This is a genomic window from Muriicola jejuensis, from assembly GCF_010671595.1.
Lineage (GTDB): Bacteria > Bacteroidota > Bacteroidia > Flavobacteriales > Flavobacteriaceae > Muriicola > Muriicola jejuensis.
Window position 1 is genome coordinate 704,686 of sequence record NZ_JAABOP010000001.1, and the last position, 19,087, is coordinate 723,772.

The 19,087-nt window shown below is 49.3% G+C and carries 13 protein-coding genes; 1 reads left to right on the forward strand and 12 read right to left on the reverse strand.

The window, feature by feature from the left end:
- Window positions 1-46: 46 nt before the first annotated feature.
- From GWK09_RS03185 to ruvB, 3 genes are all read right to left on the reverse strand, one after another.
- Window positions 47-1,969 (reverse strand): helix-turn-helix domain-containing protein, encoded by a 1,923-nt coding sequence (locus GWK09_RS03185; protein WP_163691561.1) that lies wholly within the window; start codon window positions 1,967-1,969, stop codon window positions 47-49.
- Between the two features lie 141 nt (window positions 1,970-2,110).
- Window positions 2,111-3,436 (reverse strand): cytochrome P450, encoded by a 1,326-nt coding sequence (locus GWK09_RS03190; RefSeq protein ID WP_163691562.1) that lies wholly within the window; start codon window positions 3,434-3,436, stop codon window positions 2,111-2,113.
- Window positions 3,437-4,459: a Holliday junction branch migration DNA helicase RuvB gene (gene ruvB / locus GWK09_RS03195; protein WP_163691563.1), complete on the reverse strand. Its 1,023-nt coding sequence runs from the start codon at window positions 4,457-4,459 to the stop codon at window positions 3,437-3,439.
- 158 nt (window positions 4,460-4,617) lie between these two features.
- Between ruvB and pckA the strand changes: the two genes are divergently transcribed.
- A complete protein-coding gene (pckA, locus tag GWK09_RS03200; protein WP_163691564.1) occupies window positions 4,618-6,219 on the forward strand; it encodes a phosphoenolpyruvate carboxykinase (ATP) in 1,602 nt (533 codons plus the stop codon).
- A 53-nt stretch (window positions 6,220-6,272) separates the two neighbouring features.
- On the opposite strand, the gene GWK09_RS03205 is transcribed toward pckA, so the two are convergent.
- The 9 genes from GWK09_RS03205 to GWK09_RS03245 form a co-directional block, all read right to left on the reverse strand.
- Window positions 6,273-7,115 carry a GIN domain-containing protein gene (locus GWK09_RS03205; protein WP_163691565.1) on the reverse strand — a complete coding sequence of 281 codons (843 nt, stop codon included), beginning with the start codon at window positions 7,113-7,115 and terminating at the stop codon, window positions 6,273-6,275.
- A gap of 146 nt (window positions 7,116-7,261) precedes the next feature.
- Window positions 7,262-9,082 carry a cytochrome c oxidase subunit I gene (locus GWK09_RS03210; RefSeq protein ID WP_163691566.1) on the reverse strand — a complete coding sequence of 607 codons (1,821 nt, stop codon included), beginning with the start codon at window positions 9,080-9,082 and terminating at the stop codon, window positions 7,262-7,264.
- Between the two features lie 48 nt (window positions 9,083-9,130).
- Window positions 9,131-10,189 carry a cytochrome c oxidase subunit II gene (locus GWK09_RS03215; protein WP_163691567.1) on the reverse strand — a complete coding sequence of 353 codons (1,059 nt, stop codon included), beginning with the start codon at window positions 10,187-10,189 and terminating at the stop codon, window positions 9,131-9,133.
- A 29-nt stretch (window positions 10,190-10,218) separates the two neighbouring features.
- Window positions 10,219-11,583: a quinol:cytochrome C oxidoreductase gene (locus GWK09_RS03220; RefSeq protein ID WP_163691568.1), complete on the reverse strand. Its 1,365-nt coding sequence runs from the start codon at window positions 11,581-11,583 to the stop codon at window positions 10,219-10,221.
- A gap of 16 nt (window positions 11,584-11,599) precedes the next feature.
- Entirely contained in the window at window positions 11,600-12,160 is a 561-nt protein-coding gene (locus GWK09_RS03225) for a c-type cytochrome (protein WP_163691569.1), read from the reverse strand.
- A 10-nt stretch (window positions 12,161-12,170) separates the two neighbouring features.
- Entirely contained in the window at window positions 12,171-12,692 is a 522-nt protein-coding gene (locus GWK09_RS03230) for a DUF3341 domain-containing protein (protein WP_163691570.1), read from the reverse strand.
- Between the two features lie 2 nt (window positions 12,693-12,694).
- Window positions 12,695-14,419, reverse strand: a complete 1,725-nt coding sequence (gene nrfD, locus GWK09_RS03235) for an NrfD/PsrC family molybdoenzyme membrane anchor subunit (protein WP_163691571.1) — start codon at window positions 14,417-14,419, stop codon at window positions 12,695-12,697.
- Window positions 14,420-14,452: 33 nt separating this feature from the next.
- The gene (locus tag GWK09_RS03240) at window positions 14,453-17,545 is read right to left on the reverse strand and encodes a TAT-variant-translocated molybdopterin oxidoreductase (RefSeq protein ID WP_163691572.1); all 3,093 of its coding nucleotides are present in this window, start codon (window positions 17,543-17,545) and stop codon (window positions 14,453-14,455) included.
- A gap of 33 nt (window positions 17,546-17,578) precedes the next feature.
- Entirely contained in the window at window positions 17,579-18,958 is a 1,380-nt protein-coding gene (locus GWK09_RS03245) for a c-type cytochrome (protein WP_163691573.1), read from the reverse strand.
- Window positions 18,959-19,087 lie beyond the last annotated feature (129 nt).

Genomic DNA, 19,087 nt, shown 5'->3' on the forward strand with positions numbered 1-19,087 from the left:
AAGTTATTAATAGGGGTGGCAGAAAAGTGAATTTTAGTACTATTTATCAGTTGGGGTGCGGTGGCATGGGGAAGCCTACTTTATTATAAAGTTCGACATAGCGCGGATCCGAACGTAAAGGTTTTAAAGGGGGTTCCTCACGTAACCATATCATTTCTACTTCATGCCTGTCGTATGATTTCTGCAACCACTTAAAAGCCTGTTCATGGTCTCCAATCGAAGCAAAGAAAAGTGCTGTGAACCAGGCCGGGCTACCGGACGCTCCTTCTTGATAATTGTTCTCAATTTGTGCCAGATAATCATTAGCTATTTCAATATTGCCCTTTTTATATTCACATGTAGCAAGTATCCATAATACCGTTGGTGGTCGTTCCGAATAGTTTTGCAGGAATTTTTTGAGAAGAACGTATGATCTGTCATATTCGTTCATATAGAAATACACCCTTGATGCTATCCTTAAATACATGATGTGATCCGAATACAAATTATCGGAACTATCTAGTAATTTCAAGGCTTCTTCATTTCTGTTTAAGAAATATAATGCCAATGCTTTTGAAGTGATCAGAAATACACTTGCAGGATTTTCTGAATTCAGATATTCATTCCTTGCCAAAGCTTCGTCATGCCTTCCCGTCATAAGACAATAGGTGATACTTATGTCGCTATTTGTCTGATAGTTCTGCTCCATGGTTTCAAAATCCCATTCATAGAGGTATAAGCCATCGTTTAAAACTGCTTTTGCTTTTGAATAGCTATCATCAATCTCAATTGCCTTTAATAATAGGTCTTTAGAAATTTCCCAAGCTTCATTTTCTGTGTAAAACCCCCAACTTGCACCTCCTAAAAGGTATAATTGAGCCAGATCCACATAAGGTTCAACAAAATTAGAATCCAGGCCTATAGCTTCCTGATATAACGGGATAGCATTGACCATTCCTGCTTCGGTATACTTCAAAGCCTGATGCTTTGCCTTTAACCAGATATTGTAGGCTTCTTTATTTTGTGTCGGAACCCGTTCTATTGCTATAAGTTCATTACTGTTGACGTCAATATTCAATTGACCGATCAAATCTTCAACAACCTTTGCCTGCATAACGAATATATCTTCCTGCCATGCCCCCATGTAATCCTCGGAAGATAAAAGGGTATTAGAGGGGCCGTCTATCAAATCCAGAGTAAATTTTACCTTGTCTCCGGATAACTCGAGACTACCCTGGAGTATGTATTGCACCCCCAGTTCTTTTGCTATGGATGGGGCGTCCTTATCCGAGAATTTATATTTAAGGACGGACGTAAAGGGTACTACACGTAAGTTTTCAACAAAACTAAGCCTTGTTAAAACGGCATTGGTCATCCCATCACTTCTGTATTCCAATGAAGGATCTCCGCTCCAGTTCTTAAAGGGCAGGACAGCAATTGAATTTTCTATCTCTAAATTAGGAGTGCTCGCGACTTTCACGCCTTTATTGATACCCAAGTAATAGAGAGTAGTCCAGCTTACGATTATTCCGATCCCTATTAAAAGTATGATAGCCCATTTCTTAGTAAACCTTAATTTACCAATCGCTATGTACTTCAATTTATTAACACCGTCAGCGGGAATCGTTACCGATTCCATTGGCATTTTGTCTGCCCTTAATTTGGCCTCACCTGGAGGGTACCCGTAGTACTCTTTAAAACAGGTATTGAAATATGTAGGACTGCTGAAGCCAACCTGATATGCAATCTCAGAAACCGTTTCCTCTCCTTTGAGCAGTAGCTCCATTGCTTTCTGCAGTCGGAATTCCCGTATAAACTGACTGGTGGAATTACCATTGAAGGCATGCACTTTACGGTGCAGGCTTGACCGGCTAATGCCTACCTCATTTGCCAGTTCTGTAACTCCAAAATATTCATTTCCTATCTGGGCCTCAAGAATATTCTTCAGCCTGTTGATGAATTCCGTATTTCGAGTAAACTGGTCGGTCATTTTGAATCACAATAATTTCATCAATCATGAGCAAGAGGATTTTGCGCAACTTATCCCATTGTAATTACAAAATATTGGGCAGAAGCGAAATGACTTTGATCAGTTTTGGGACATTTTTTACGAAAAAATAGGGTATTACGGCTATCGGTGAAGCATGTTAATACGAACAGACTTAGGCTTAAGAGAAATTAAAGGCACCAATTCAACATTCTTTTTTACTGACGAAAGGCGATAATTTCCAATGATTTCGGCAACGGTCATTATCATTTCATACATCGCAAAGTTATTACCGATACACATCCTAGGACCTGCGCCAAAGGGATAATAGTACGCACCCATCTCCTTTTTCCTTTCCCTGCTGAAACGTTCGGGCATAAAAAGTTCCGGATTCTTCCAGAAAGACCGGTACCTGTGCAACTCGTATACGGACATCAATAACAACGCGCCCTCCGGAAAGCGGTGCCCGGATAGCTCCACGGCCTCCGTTGCCATCCGGTCTATCACATAGACCGGGGGATACAACCTCATCGCCTCTTCTATGCATTGCTGGGTGTATTGAAAACGCGCGATTCCTTCCAGGGTATTCTCATTCTCCCTTTTACTTTCCATGACCTCCTGATACACCTTTTCCTGTATCTCCGGATGGGTCGCTAACAGGAAGAGGGTAAAACTCAGGGCATTTGCCGTAGTCTCATGGCCGGCGGTGAAGAGGATCAACACTTCGTCTATGAGCTGGCGGCGCTCCATATGCGTACCGTCCTCATAGGTGGCTCTGAGAAGCATATCGAGCAGGTCGTCCTCTTCCCTTTGCTGGGTTACCCTTTCCTCGATAAGGGCATTGAGGATCTCCCGGCCCCTTTCAGAATAGGCCAGGTGTTTTTTTATTCTACCGCTGAGTTTAAACCACCAGACCAGGTAGGGCTGCCGCATCTCACGGATCAGCATCTTTTGATTGGTCTCGGTGATGTGTTGCAATTCCCTCATCCTCTCCCGTATATCCGAATTGCTGAAAAGGGATTTGGCCACCACCTGAAAGGCCAGGTCCCCCATCAGGGGAAAGACGTCCTGTTCCCTGCCAGGCAGGATACGCTCCAGTTCTTCTCTGATCGCCTTTCGCATGGTAGCCAGGAGGCCTTCCAGCTTTTTCTTGTGAAAAGCCGGCTGTATCATCCGGCGCTGCACCCTCCAGTGCTCCCCTTCTGCCGTTAGGAGGCCATTGCCGATATACTTGGCCAGGTCTTTGGTTTGGAGGGGGGATTTGCTGAATTTCTTTTGCTGTTTCTGAAGCACCTGCTGTATGATCTCCGGGTCGCGGGTGAATACTACGGGCTTGCCGGGTCCTACCTTCACCCTAAAAGTGTCTCCGTATCTTTCAAAGTTCTCGGAATGGAAAGGCAGGGGGTTGGCCAGGATGCGCTTCCTGTTCTTCAGCACTTCAAGGAGAGAAACGGTCGCGAGATCTGCCATCTAGAACAGGCCGGGTTGGGTACCCCCTTTGATCCTCCCCAGATGTTTGTAGGCGAGCTCGGTCACTTCCCTGCCCCGGGGGGTCCTCATGATGAATCCCTGTTGGATAAGGAAGGGCTCGTACACTTCTTCTATGGTCTCGGCACTTTCCGAAACTGCCGTGGCCAGGGTGGAGATCCCCACCGGGCCGCCCTTGAACTTGTCGATAATGGTCATCAGGATCTTATTATCCATCTCGTCCAGGCCATGGGTATCCACGTTCAGGGCTTTGAGGCCAAACCTGGAAATATCGAGGTCTATCTTCCCGTTCCCCTTGATCTGCGCAAAGTCCCTGATCCGCCTCAAAAGGGCATTGGAGATACGGGGGGTTCCCCTGCTCCTGCCCGCGATTTCGATGGCGGCCTCCTGGGTGATCGGCACTTTCAGGATCTCCGCACTGCGCTCCACAATGGTGGAAAGGAGTTCTGTATTGTAATATTCAAGTCGACTTTGAATACCAAATCTCGCGCGCATAGGAGCCGTCAGCAACCCCGACCTGGTGGTAGCTCCGATGAGGGTGAAGGGATTGAGGTTGAGCTGAACCGACCTCGCATTGGGACCCGATTCGATCATGATGTCGATCTTGTAATCCTCCATGGCAGAGTAGAGGTATTCTTCGACCACAGGACTCAGCCTGTGGATCTCATCTATGAACAAAACGTCCCTCTCTTCCAGGTTGGTCAGCAGGCCAGCGAGATCCCCGGGCTTGTCGAGGACCGGGCCTGAGGTCACTTTGATCCCTACCCCGAGTTCATTGGCCAGGATGTGTGCCAGGGTGGTCTTACCCAGGCCCGGAGGACCGTGGAAAAGCGTGTGATCCAAAGCCTCATTCCTCATATTGGCAGCCTGCACAAAGATCTGCAGATTCTCCAGCACGGATTCCTGCCCGGTAAAGTCGTCAAAGGATACAGGTCTCAGGGCCCTTTCTATGTCGAGCTCCTCCTGGGAGAAATGATCCGCTGTTGGGTCCAGATGTTCGTTCATAAACTCAAAGATAGTGAAAAACACAAGGGATTTTTACAGTTTAAAATACAGCTGGGTAGTAGTCAAAACTCCTATCATGACAAATATCATCTTTTAACTGGTCTAATTTTCCAAATTTTACAAAAGCAATTCAATTAATCAGTATAAATATCATATTCATGGGAACATTTGATTTAAGGAAGTACGGGATCGAGGTCAGGGAGATATACAGGAACAGCAGCGTGCCGGTTCTTTACGAACTGGGACTTCGGCAGGAAGAGGGAACGGCCATTTCCGATGTAGGAGCTCTTTTGGTCTATTCCGGCGAGAAAACGGGAAGAAGTCCAAAAGACAAACGGGTAGTGAGAAACCCGGAGTCAGAGAAAAATATCGACTGGGGACCTATCAATATCGGCCTGGACGAACACACTTATATGGTGAACCGCGAGCGTGCCCTCGACTACCTCAACACGAGGCCCCGTATTTATGTGGTGGACGCCTTTGCTGGATGGGACCCCAAGTACAGGCTTAAAGTTAGGATTATCTGTACCCGGGCCTATCACGCCCTTTTCATGCAGAATATGCTGATCATGCCAACGGCGGCAGAACTCGAACAGTTCGGAGAACCGGACTATGTGATCTTTAATGGAGGTGGTTTCCCTGCAAACCGCTACACCTCCGAAATGACCTCAAAGACCAGCGTGGATGTGAACCTGGAAGCCAAAGAAGTGGTCATACTGGGAACCCAGTACGCAGGAGAGATGAAAAAGGGCATCTTTTCAATTATGAACTACCTGATGCCACTGGAAGGCGTCCTGCCGATGCACTGCTCTGCCAATGTGGGAGAAAAAGGGGACGTTTCCATTCTCTTCGGGCTTTCAGGTACCGGAAAGACCACCCTGAGTGCAGATCCCAAACGCAAACTCATAGGGGATGACGAACACTGCTGGTCAGACGAGGGTACCTTCAATATAGAAGGCGGATGCTACGCCAAGGCCATCAATTTATCAGCAGAGAATGAACCCGACATCTACAACGCGATTCGTTTTGGAACGGTCCTGGAAAATGTAGTGTACGACAAGGAGACCCGCAAGGTGGATTATACGGACACCTCCATCACCCAGAATACCCGGGCATCCTATCCTATCCATTTCATTGAGAATGTACAGATCCCGTGTATTGCCGGCCATCCGGAAAATATCATCTTCCTGACCTGCGACGCCTTTGGTGTCTTGCCACCCGTGAGTAAACTCACGCCCGAACAGGCCAGCTACCACTTTATTTCGGGTTATACCGCCAAAGTGGCCGGGACCGAGATGGGTATCACGGAACCTCAGGCGACCTTCAGCGCGTGTTTCGGTGCTGCTTTTATGATGTGGCATCCCAACAAATACGCTGAACTCTTGGCCGAGAAGATCAGGAATCACAAAGCTACCGCCTGGCTGGTCAATACCGGCTGGACCGGAGGCGCACATGGTGTGGGATCCAGGATCAAATTGAAGTACACAAGGGCCATGATCGATGCCATACACCATGGAGACTTCGACCGTGTTTCCTTTGTAAAGGATGAAGAATTCGGGTTTATGATCCCTGAAAGTTGCCCCGGAGTACCTTCCGAGGTCCTTATCCCTAAAAACACCTGGGAAGACAAGGAGCGATATGAGCAGGTGAAGGACAAACTGGTTTCCCTTTTTGTTGAGAACTTCAAAAAATTTGAGAAGGGTGTAAACGCGGAGATCGTAAAGGCCGGACCCAGAAGTTCCCTTTCCGTAGAGTCCTGAACCGGGGTTTATCAGATCATTGAGGTTCCCTTTTCCAAAGTGAAAGGGGAACCTTATTTATTTCGCTTAAAGAATTCAGCGCTGTCTTTAAATGTGGTAAGGGTGATCTCGGGTTCACTGAAAAGATAGCACCTGGAGGTCCCGGTAAGGCTGATCTGAAGCCGGTTCCTCGCAAAGATCCTGGTATCCGCTGATCCGGAGAAAGACGCCCTCAGATCATCCACCTCAAAGTCCTGGGCGCGCAATTTACCATCCCCTTTTATCTCCAGGTCAAAACTACCCGAAGTGCCCTCCATCTGAAGAACAGTATTGTCCTGAATATTTACAGAGCCTGAAAAGGAATTGACGTAGAGCTGAGCGTCCGACTTTTGTCGCATATCTACGGCCAGGCTGTCTGCGGTCATAGTGAACTCCCCTTTGCTGTTATCCCGCATTTCAACCGAGAGGTTGCCCACATCTCCATCGAGTACGACACGGGAATCTCCCCGGGTCTCAATTCGCAACGCATCGGTATTGAGTTTTTCCCCTTCCCCGGTTTCAACCCTTCCGGCCTGTACAATGATCGCATCGAGCTGGGAAAAGGAAACGACAATGGAAAGTTCCTTTTTTGCCGTGATATCGTAAAAGGAGGAGATAACCAGGGTTCCGTCATTCACCTTGAACTTGATCACATCCACCAGGTTATCATCAGCGGTAATTGTATACGCTTCTTCCGCGGATCTTTTTAAAACGATCTGCAGGTCGTGTAGCAGTTCGAGCCTGGAAAAAGGCGGAAGGGATTCCGTCACCGTAGTGACTTCTCGGTTCCCTTTCAATTTGGGTTTTCTCTGGGCTTGCAATTCTAAAGTACAGGTGAAGAGGAACAGGACGAGTAGGAATCTCAAGGCTATTTTCATGGAAGCTGGAAATTATTGGACATTATCTGAAATAAAGATATTACAATTTCTTCAAGAACATGAATACAAAGCACACCATACCAAAAAGCAAAAAACCCATCCGAATCAAATTTCAACGGATGGGTTTCAGTTTTGCAAAGGAGGTTTTAGTGATTCAACTCCTCTTCATCCTTGTGAAGGGGTACGTTCTGGGGAACAAAATCCTGCCCTTTGATCACGTACTCCCCATTGGGAAGTGTTTTGCTGTAGTCATATGCCCATCGGTGTACATGGGGGATCTCTCCTTCCCAGTTACCGTGGAAGTGCTCGATTGGCGCTGTCCACTCAAGGGTGTTGGAATTCCATGGGTTCTGAACGGTGGGTTTGCCGTAGAACATACTGTGTACAAAGTTGTAAAGGAATACCAGCTGGGCCGCACCTGCGATCAGGGCGAACACAGTGATCAGCACGTTCACGTCTGTAAGCTCGTCAAACATCGGGAAGGCCGTATTCTGGTAGTACCTCCTGGGCACTCCTGCCATTCCCACGAAGTGCATCGGGAAGAAGACCCCGTAGGCACAGACCGCGGTTACCCAGAAATGCACATACCCCAGATTCTTGTTCATCATGCGCTTGAACATCTTTGGGAACCAGTGGTATACCCCGGCGAAAAGACCGTAAAGTGCAGAAATCCCCATTACCAGGTGGAAGTGAGCCACCACAAAATAGGTATCGTGCACGTTGATATCGAGGGTACTGTCCCCGAGGATGATCCCGGTAAGTCCACCCGTGATAAAGGTAGAAACCAGACCGATAGAGAACAGCATGGCTGGATTCAACTGGAGGTTCCCCTTCCAGAGCGTCGTGATATAGTTAAATGCCTTTACTGCCGAAGGGATAGCGATCAACAGGGTTGTGAAGGTGAACACAGACCCGAGGAAAGGGTTCATCCCGGAAATGAACATATGGTGCCCCCATACGATCGTGGAAAGGAAGGCAATGGCCAGAATAGAGGCCACCATCGCCCTGTACCCGAAGATAGGCTTCCTGGCGTTGGTCGACATCACCTCAGAGGTGATACCGAGAGCAGGCAATAAGACGATATATACCTCAGGGTGTCCGAGGAACCAGAACAGGTGTTCGTAAAGTACCGGGGATCCTCCCTGGTAATGCAATACTTCTCCCTGAATAAAAATATCCGAAAGGAAGAAAGAGGTGCCAAAACTTCTGTCCATGATCAACAGCAATGCCGCAGAAAGGAGGACGGGGAAGGAGATCACACCGATAATTGCCGTTACGAAGAACGCCCATATGGTCAGGGGAAGCCTGGTCATGGACATCCCCTTGGTGCGCAAATTAATGACCGTTACGATATAATTCAGAGATCCCAGTAGTGATGATGCGATAAAGATCGCCATGGAAACCAGCCAGAGCGTCATACCCATTCCGGATCCGGGCTGAGCCATAGGCAGGGCACTAAGTGGCGGATAGATGGTCCATCCCGCAGCCGCAGGACCTGCTTCCACGAAGAGGGAAATCACCATAATGACACTCGAAGTAAAGAACATCCAGTAAGACAACATGTTCAGGAAGCCCGAGGCCATATCCCTTGCTCCGATCTGCAATGGGATCAGGAGGTTACTAAAGGTACCGCTCAATCCCGCAGTCAGTACGAAGAACACCATGATGGTTCCGTGTATGGTCACGAGGGCGAGGTAAATATCGGCATCCATTACCCCGTCTGGAGCCCATTTGCCCAGAAGGGCCTCAAAAATGGGAAAAGATTCTCCCGGCCAGGCCAGTTGCATCCTGAAGAGAAGCGACATGGCTATTCCGATGATCCCCATGATCAGACCCGTGATCAGGTACTGCTTGGAGATCATTTTATGGTCCTGGCTGAAGATATATTTGGTGACGAACGTCTCCTTGTGATGATGCCCATGATCGTGAGCGTGATCATCAACATGTGCGTGTGCTGTAGCAGACATAATCTAATTTAATTTTTATTAATTTTCTTTTCTAGCCTTGATTTTATTTTAATTCATGGATGCCATGAGCTGGGAGAAGGTCTGTTGACTTTCCATCCACGCGTTGTATTCTTCTTCCGACTCGACAATGATCTTCATCTGCATGTTGTAATGGGATTTCCCGCAGATCTTATTGCAGAGCAGGATGTAGTCGAATTCCCATGGGTCGGAATTGGGTTCCCCGCTGGCAGCCCGTTCCGCCCTGATGGCGTTGGTCCTCTTCACCTTGTCGATCACGTCGGGGTTGAGGCGCATTTCTTCCGTGGTTATCGTAGGAGTAAAGGAGAACTCCGTGATCATACCCGGAACGCAGTTCATCTGCGCCCTGAAATGGGGCATATATGCAGAGTGCAATACATCCTGAGAACGGAACCTGAAATTGACCTTTCTCCCAACGGGCAGGTGTAATTCTTTCACGATCACATCGTCGTTCGAATAGGGATCCGACTCATCCAGCCCAAGAACGTTAGCGCGGTCGATATCGATCATGCGCACGTTGGCGCCTCCCAGGACATTGTCTGCTCCCCCGTAGCGCGCGGTCCAGTTGAATTGCTGGGCGTACAGCTCCACGATAAGCGGATCGTCCTCGTCATTGACGTCCATGATATTGGTCCAGGTGTAAAGCCCCCAGAGGATAAGTCCGGCCAGGACGAACACCGGGATGATGGTCCAGATAAATTCGAGTCGGTCATTATCCGCATAGAACAAAGCCTTTTTCCCTTTTTCCCCTTTGTACTTGTAGGAGAAGTAGTGAAGGAGGGCCTGGGTCACGGTCTGTACGAAGAAGATGATCACGAATGACCAGAGCATCAGGCTGTCATAACTCTGCCCGTGTTCCGAGGCTGCTTCCGGAAGGAGTACCTTGGTGTATTTCCAGAAACTAAATATGGTGATGCCATAAATAAAGATCAGGAAGGCAAACATCAGGTACCCGTTGTACTTGTTGTCTTTATCACTGGCCACCTGGGAATTCTCTGCCTTGATCTGAGACAATTCAAAGATCTTGGTCATTTGCCAGATCGCGATGGCCACTAAGATTAAAACAAGTATCGTAAGTAATGTAGTCATTATCTAAACTAAATAAGTTACTGTAATCATTAATAGTGAAAATGCCTGCTCTCCTCGATAAAAGGGTTCCTTTTGGGCTGGAGGGGGACCTTGGTCAAAGACCTGAACACCCATAAAATAAAAATTCCAGCGAAGAAACACACAGCTCCGAGTTCAGGGATCCCAATGAACCACTGATCACCCACAGTACCCGGCATCACCATATTAAACACATCGATGTAATGCCCTGCAAGGATTACGATTCCCGCCATGATCACGAACCAGTTAACCCTCTTGTAGTCACTGTTCATAAGAACCAGAAGGGGGAACACGAAATTCATTGCGACCATGCCGAAGAAAGGCAACTTATAATCCTCGATACGAGTAACGAAATACGTGACCTCTTCGGGAATATTCGCATACCAGATCAGCATGAACTGACTAAACCAAAGATACGTCCAGAAGATGCTGAATCCAAACATGAATTTTGCCAAATCATGGATATGGCTGTCATTCACATCGGGCAAATACCCTTTGGATTTGAGATAGATGGTTACCATGGCGATCACAGTGATGCCGGAAACCATCATGCTGGCGAATACGTACCACCCAAACAGGGTGCTAAACCAGTGGGGGTCGATACTCATGATCCAATCCCATGACATCATGGATTCAGTGACGAGGTAGAAGACCAGGAAGCCCGCAGACCACCTGAAATTCTTTACGAAGTTTTTGTTGTCCTCTGCTTCGTCCTGAGCGAGCGACAGACGTCTGGAGACCTCCCTGTAGAGGATCCAGCCACCGAGGAAGACCGCGGCGCGGATCAGGAAAAAGGTCGGGTTCAGATAACCTGCCTTCCCCTGAATGAGCTTGTCCTCAGCCACTACTTCCGGATCCATCCATAGGAAGAGGTGATTAAAGTGCATTACCGAGAGGATGAAGATAACAAAGATGACAATTCCCCCGGGGACCAGGTAGGAGGTGATTCCTTCCATAACCCTGAAGAGCAGGGGCGACCATCCGGCCTGGGAAGCCCGTTGTATGGCATAAAACGCCAGAACCCCCAGAGATATCATAAAGAAAAAGAAGGCGGCCACGTAGAGTGCAGACCACGGCCTGTTCTGAAGCTGATGCATGAGGTGCTCATCGTGAGAAGCTCCGTGCTCCGACTCGGCGGCATGACCGGCTTCTTCAGCAGGGTGCTCTGCCGCATCGGGGTGCTCACCTGCCGCAGCAGGATGTTCGCTTTCCTCGGCATGCGTTCCTCCGTGCCCGTCGTCGTCATGCGCAGTCACCATCGCTCTGGCTTCTTCCGGTGTGGAAGGGACGGAAACAAATCCTACCCCCATCCCAAGGATTCCCAGGGCCATAAGGACAATTGCTCCGATCTTAAGTCTGTTAGAAAACGTATACATAGTTGCTGTCTGTATCTTATTTAGTTAGGTCCTGCTTGAGTTTCATAACGTATTCTGCCACTTGCCAGCGCTCCTCGTAGTTGAGTTGCCCGGCATAGGAACCCATGGAATTCAGGCCGTAATAGATCGTGTGGTAGGTGGAACCTACATTGATATTCCTGGCGGCATCGGCATAACTCGGCACTCCGAGGATCTTCTCCCTTTTTACCAGTGTACCCTGCCCGTCTCCATTTGCTCCGTGGCAGATTGCACAATAGATATCGTATAATTCCTTTCCAACTGCCAGGTTGGCTTCCGCATTGAGGGAGTCGAGCGGACTTGGCTGTAGTCTGGCCATGTCCTTGCCGGCCAGATCATTGGCGAACTCATAGGGCAGCCAACCCCTGGAGATGGTATTCTCTGCCGGTTGCATGGCTTCTGAGCCATTGGGCAGGAAGTCGACCTGCTGATAGGTCTCATAGCCCACCGGAAAATACATGTTAGGCATGTACTGGTAGTTAGGCTTGTCCTTGTCTGCACAAGAGATCAGGCCCACCAAAGCGGTGAATAATATTCCTATTTTGAGTAAATGCTTCATATCTCCTGAACTACTTTTCTACCTTGTTAATCTCTACTGCTCCCGATTCCTGCAAAAGGGTCATCAGGCCTTTCTCATCTCCGTGCACCTCTATTTCCATGACGAAATGGTCATCGGTGGTCCTCACATCAGGGTTCTCCGCTTTTTTAAATGGCCAGAGCCTGCTCCTGAGGTAAAAGGTGATCACCATGAGGTGAGCTGCAAAAAATACGGTCATCTCGAACATGATCGGGACGAAGGCAGGCATGTTCTCGATATAACTGAAACTCGGTTTTCCGCCTATATCCTGAGGCCAGTCCACGATCATGATATAGTTCATCATCACGATGGCCACAATCAGTCCCAGACAGCCGTACATGAAGGAGGTGATGGCGATGCGCGTGGGTGCAAGGCCCATGGCCTTGTCCAGCCCGTGTACGGGAAAAGGGCAATACACTTCCTCGATGTGGTGTTTGGTAGCCTTTACCTTTTTGACAGCCTGCATCAGGATGTCATCATCGTTGAAATAAGCATGTATAACTTTAGAGGCCATAATTACTGTTTCTTGTTTAATTTCTCTGCCTGACCCGCCCAGTCGTCTCTCTGTGCCCTGCCCGGGAAGGCCCCGGTAAGTTGATCCAACATATCGTATTCCGCCTCGGTCATCTTACTGACCTGGGCAAAGGTGAATATCCCGATCTGGTTCAGGGTCTTTTCCATTTTGGGCCCTATCCCTTTTACCTTTTTCAAATCGTCTGCCTTGTCCTTCGCAGGATCGAATGTTCCTAATTTAGCCAGTAGTTCGGATGCATCGGCCCTTGGAATTTGCTGGGAAACGGCTTCTGTCCTGGTTTCCTTCATCGGTGCCTTACCGGAGGGCATCTGGTAAAGGGGTTTACTCGCATCTCTCAATTTCTTGTATTTGGATCCGGAGGATTTCAGGATGGACTTTACTTCTGCCTGCGCGATCACGGGGAAGGTCCTGGCATACAATAAAAACAGTACGAAGAAAAACCCAATCGTTCCGATAAAGATCCCGATATCTACAAAGGTGGGCGAGAACATGGTCCAGGAGGATGGAAGGTAATCCCTGTGGAGGGAGGTCACGATGATCACGAAACGCTCGAACCACATCCCGATGTTCACCACGATGGAGATCACAAAGGAGATCACGATACTGGTCCTGATCTTTTTGAACCACATCACCTGAGGTGAAACCACGTTACAGCTCATCATAAGCAGGTAGGCCCACCAGTAAGGTCCTGTAGCACGGTTCAGGAAGGCGTACTGCTCGTATTCCACCCCTGAGTACCAGGCTATGAACAATTCCGTGATATAGGCGCACCCTACGATGGAACCGGTCACCATGATGATGATGTTCATCAGTTCGATGTGTTGAACGGTGATATAGGCCTCCAGGTTGGATACTTTCCTCATGATGATCAAAAGGGTCTGTACCATGGCAAAACCGGAGAAGATCGCCCCGGCCACAAAATAGGGAGGGAAGATCGTGGTGTGCCAACCCGGGATCACGGAGGTGGCAAAGTCGAAGGATACGATGGTGTGTACAGAGAGTACCAGCGGAGTAGCCAGACCTGCCAGAACGAGGGAAACCTCTTCAAAGCGCTGCCAGTCCTTAGCCCTTCCTGTCCACCCAAAACTCACCAGGCTGTAGATCTTCTTCTGGAAAGGTTTTACGGCCCTGTCGCGAATCATCGCAAAGTCGGGCAACAACCCTGTCCACCAGAATACGAGGGATACGGATAAATAGGTAGAGATCGCAAATACGTCCCAAAGCAGAGGAGAGTTAAAGTTGACCCAGAGTGAACCGAATTGGTTCGGGATCGGAACTACCCAGTACGCAAGCCAGGGCCTACCCATGTGGATGATTGGAAACAATCCAGCCTGAATCACCGAAAAGATGGTCATGGCCTCAGCAGAACGGTTGATCGCCATTCTCCACTTCTGACGGAAGAGCAATAGTACCGCTGAGATCAGTGTTCCGGCGTGACCGATACCCACCCACCATACGAAGTTGGTGATGTCCCAGGCCCAGTTGACCGTCTTATTGAGTCCCCAAGTACCAATACCCGTGGAAATCGTATAAATAATAGCACCTATTCCCCAGAGTAGTGCCGCCAGGGCTATGGAAAATACTATCCACCACTGCCTGTTGGCCCTTCCTTCTATAGGAGCTGCGATGTCTACCGAAACGTCGTGGTAGTCTTTGTCTCCTATAACAAGGGGCTTCCTAATTGGTGCTTCGTAATGCGACGCCATAGATTTCTGTTATGTTAGGTTTTTTCTTCTAATTTATGCTTCGTCAGTATTGCGTACCTTGACATGGTAGAAGACATTCGGCTTAGTACCTACTGCCTCCAGTAAATGATACATCCTGTCTTCTTTCTTAAGGGCTGCTACCTGACTCTTTTCGTCATTGATATCTCCGAAGATGATGGCTCCGTTGCTGCACGCATTCGAACAGGCGGTCTGGAATTCTCCATCCTCGATCTCACGACCCTCCCTCTTGGCATCCAGGATGGTCTTCTGGGTCATCTGGATACAGAGTGAACACTTCTCGATCACCCCTCTGGACCTAACGGTCACATCCGGATTGATAACCATCTTGCCCAGATCGTTGTTCATGTGGAAATCGAACTCGTCGTTGTTATTGTAGAGGAACCAGTTGAACCGGCGTACCTTATAAGGACAGTTGTTCGCACAGTAGCGAGTTCCCACACAACGGTTATAGGCCATGTGATTCTGTCCCTGGCGGCTGTGCGATGTAGCGGCAACCGGACAAACGGTCTCACAGGGAGCATGGTTACAGTGCTGGCACATGACCGGCTGGAAAGCCACCTGCGGGTTCTCCGCTGCCTTTTCCATTTCCTCGAAACCGGCTTTTGAATCGAAGGCCCCGGAGAATTCGTCTTTTTTGATATTGTCATCGGCGAAGGTGTCTTCGGACGAGTAGTAACGGTCTATCCTCAGCCAGTGCATATCCCTGGATTTGCGCACCTCACTCTTCCCAACGACCGGAATGTTGTTCTCGGCATGGCAGGCTATCACGCAAGCCCCGCAACCCGTACAGGCGTTCAGGTCGATAGACATGTTGAAGTGGTGACCTACAGACCTGTCAAAGGATTCCCAAAGGTCGACCGTAGTGGCGGGGACCTCCTGGTGGTTAAGGGAGACTTCCGGCACCGGATTCCAGTCATGTGAATCTTCCGTATTGTATTTTTCGAGGGTGGTTTCCTTGATGATCTCACCCCTTCCCATCAGGGTATTCTGGAGCTGTATACAAGCAAATTCGTGCATGCCTGGGGCTTTCTCCACCTTGACAGATTGAACACTGCTGAAGTTTGTATAGAGGGAATAGGCATTGACCCCGGTCTGCATCTCCTCCTTCATCCCCACTTTTCGGCCATACCCAAAGGATAAACCAACGGTGTTACTGGCCTGTCCGGGCTGTATGATCACCGGTACACTGTTCAGAGTAACTCCGTTGACGGTTACGTTCGCGTAACTTCCATCGAGTCCGCCATTGGCCGCATTCTCATTGACCAGGCCTAGTTCCTTTGCATCCGCTCTGGAGATGGTGAGGTAATTATCCCAGGTAACCCGGGTAATAGGATCAGGGAATTCCTGAAGCCATGGGTTGCCGGCCTGCTGACCATCTCCCATCCCTACCTTGCTGTAGAGGGTGAGTTCCATTCCTTCCGAAGCGGCAGCGGCCAGGTTCTGCACCGCACCGGCAAGCACTCCGTCTGGGGCAATAGCGGAAACCGTTTCGCTATCTACTTCCTCCTCCTCATTTGCAGTGGAGGAAAAAACCCCGTCATGCAGGGCCTGATTCCAGGATGTATCTCCCAGGATAGATCCCGTCCAGTTGGCTTTGATATATTCGTAATAGCTTTGATCGCTTCCCATCCAGAGCAACAGGGATTGCTGAAACTGTCTGGTGTCAAAAAGTTCCCGGATCGTCGGTTGTATAAGGCTGTAATGGCCTTTCTTAACCTGGGTATCTCCCCATGATTCCAGGAAGTGATTGGCTGCAGCGGCAAACTGGGTTCGCTCAGTGGTCTCGTTCCAATTGGTAGAGAAGGTTACGGACAGGTCAACTTTTTCAAGGCCTTCCGCAAACTCACCCGCATTGGGCAGGGTATACATCGGGTTGACCCCATCCATGATCAGCAGGCCTACATTACCCGACTTCATGTCAGTGATCAATTGTTTTACCTCCGCATTATTTCCCTGACGGACGTATTTGGGTTCAGCCGTATCCATGGCTTCGCTGCCAAGCATCTCATTGATGGCCAGAACCACTCTCTGGGCGTTTACATCGTCCAGACCGGTAACGACCACCGCCTTGTTCCCTTTGCTCCTTATCTCGGCGGCGACACTGTCTACCACGGCCAGGACCGATTCGCTTAAGTCTGTGCTTACCCGGCTGTTGTTGAGTTTCCCGTAAAGAGCTGCCAGGGCTTTTTTCTGTTCGGACGGTTTCAGGGGGATGCGCTTGTCTGCATTGGCCCCACTGAGGGTCATGTTGGATTCGAATTGAATATGTCTCGACATCTTCCCGGCCTTAGGCACTCGTCCCCTTGAATATCCGGCGTCATAACCGCCTCCCTGCCAGTCGGCCAGGAAATCGGCCCCGAAGGATACGATCAGTTCGGCCTTGTCGAAGTGGTAATCGGCCAATGCTCTTTCCCCATAGGCCATCTCAAACGCATTCAGGGCAGCATCCTCTGAAATGGCATCGTAGGTGATGTGTTTGGTATTAGGATAAGCAGCCGTGAAATCGGCAATCAGTTTGTCAGTAGAAGGGCTGGCATAGGTCTGGGTAAGCAGTACCACCTGTTTGCCCGTACCGGCCAGAGCACCCAATTTAGATTTGACAGAAGCGTCCAGGACAGCCCATTCTGCCGGCTCTCCGTTTGAAAGGGGCCCCTGGAGCCTGGTGCTGTCATACAGGGAGAGGACCGAAGCCTGTACCCTTGCGTTGGCACTGCCGTGAGTAGCAGCCTCTTTATTGTTCTCAACCTTGATCGGCCTTCCCTCCCGTGTCTTGATCAGGATGCTGGCAAAATCGAAACCGTTGGCGATGGTCGTAGCGTAGTAATTGGCTACACCGGGCACGATCCTTTCGGGTTGCACTACGTAGGGAATCGACTTGATCACGGGACCTTCACAGGCGGCCAGTGAAGCAGCCGCAGTACTGAATCCGATATACTTCAGGAAGTCACGCCTGTTTGTCTTTGAATCGGACAAGGCCTCCTTGTCGCCCAGAAATTCGTCTACCGGAATCTCTGCTGGAAACTCGTTATCTCTCAGCTTTTGAATATTGGAATCCGCAGGGAGCAGGTCCGCCTCGTTCTTCCAGTATACCTTATTTGATGCCATACGATCTATCTGTAATTAGCTTCTGTATTGTTCTTAATAGTGACATTTACCACATTCGAGTCCGCCCAGCTGTGCAGCCGTCAGGTTCTCCACCCCGTATTTTTCCGAAAGGGCTTTGTGGATCTTTTCGTAATACGCGTTGTCTTCCAGGTTCACGTTGGTCTCCCTGTGACAGTTGATACACCATCCCATGGTAAGGGGGGCGTACTGGTACATGATCTCCATCTCTTCCACGGGTCCGTGGCAGGTCTGGCACTCTATGCCGGCAACGGAGACATGCTGTGAGTGGTTGAAATAAGCGAGGTCAGGGAGGTTGTGAATGCGAACCCATTCCACGGGTTTGGATTCTCCCGTGTAGCGCTGTTCCTCTTCATTCCATCCCACGGCCTTGTACAATTTCTTTATCTCAGCGGTATAGAATTCGTTCGTGTACCCATTGGCCAGATCTTCAGCGGAAGGACCTTCGGGGTTGCCCTTGTATTCGTAAATCGATTTGTGGCAATTCATACATACATTTAAGGAAGGGATCCCTGAATGCTTGGAGACCCTTGCGGAGGAGTGGCAGTATTTACATTCGATCTTGTTGTCCCCGGCGTGGATCTTGTGAGAATAGTGGATAGGCTGTATGGGTTGGTATCCCTGGTCTACCCCTATCTGCATCATCCATCCGTAAGCGTAATACGCACTGGCAAGAAGGAGGAAGATCACGGAGACCAAAACCAGGAACTGGTTTTTGGCAAAGGCCATCCAGATCGGCATCCTCTTTTCGGCCTTGGCCTTCTCGACGACCACTCCGTTGGCCTCGGCTATCCGCCTGAGGGTATTGTTCACAAGGATCAGCATCATCACCAACAAGGCAAAGACGAGTACCAAAGCCCCGAGGATCACTTCGTTGGTGATTCCAGAGGAAGGGGCCGCTGCACCTGGTACCGCTGCAGTTGTCGCAGCCGCCTGCACAGGAGCAGGAGGGGGAGCCGCCGTATAGGCAAGGATGTTGTCTATATCCGCATTACTGAGGGTAGGGAAGGCCGTCATGGCAGCCTGGTTGTATTCCGCGTAGATTTTATTGGCATAGGCGTCCCCGGATGAGATCATCCCAGCACTATTCTTGATCCAGGAATAAAGCCATTCTTTATCAAGACCTTCCTGCTCGGCGAGACGAGTTTCCACATTGGCCAAAGCAGGCCCTGTCATCTTCCTGTCCAGGGCATGGCAGGCCGCACAGTTCTGATTGAATAACTGTTTGCCCTTCACCGGATCACCCGCTCCTTCCGTGGCAGCGGTTTCGGTGGCTGCAGCATCTGTAGCTGCTGCCTCATCCTGGGCAGAAAGATTATTCGAAAGCAGTAGACTACCTACCAAAAAAATACCGAAAAGAGAAGAAATCTGAGAGCGGTACGAAACCTTTTTCATATTGAAATTATTTCTATCGAAATGCTGGCACGATATTTTCTCAACCCTAAGAAAGATGGATTGTTATCGGCCGTGAAATTGGGGACAAAAATACGGAATAGACTTTATTTGGGAAATCGTTAACTATCG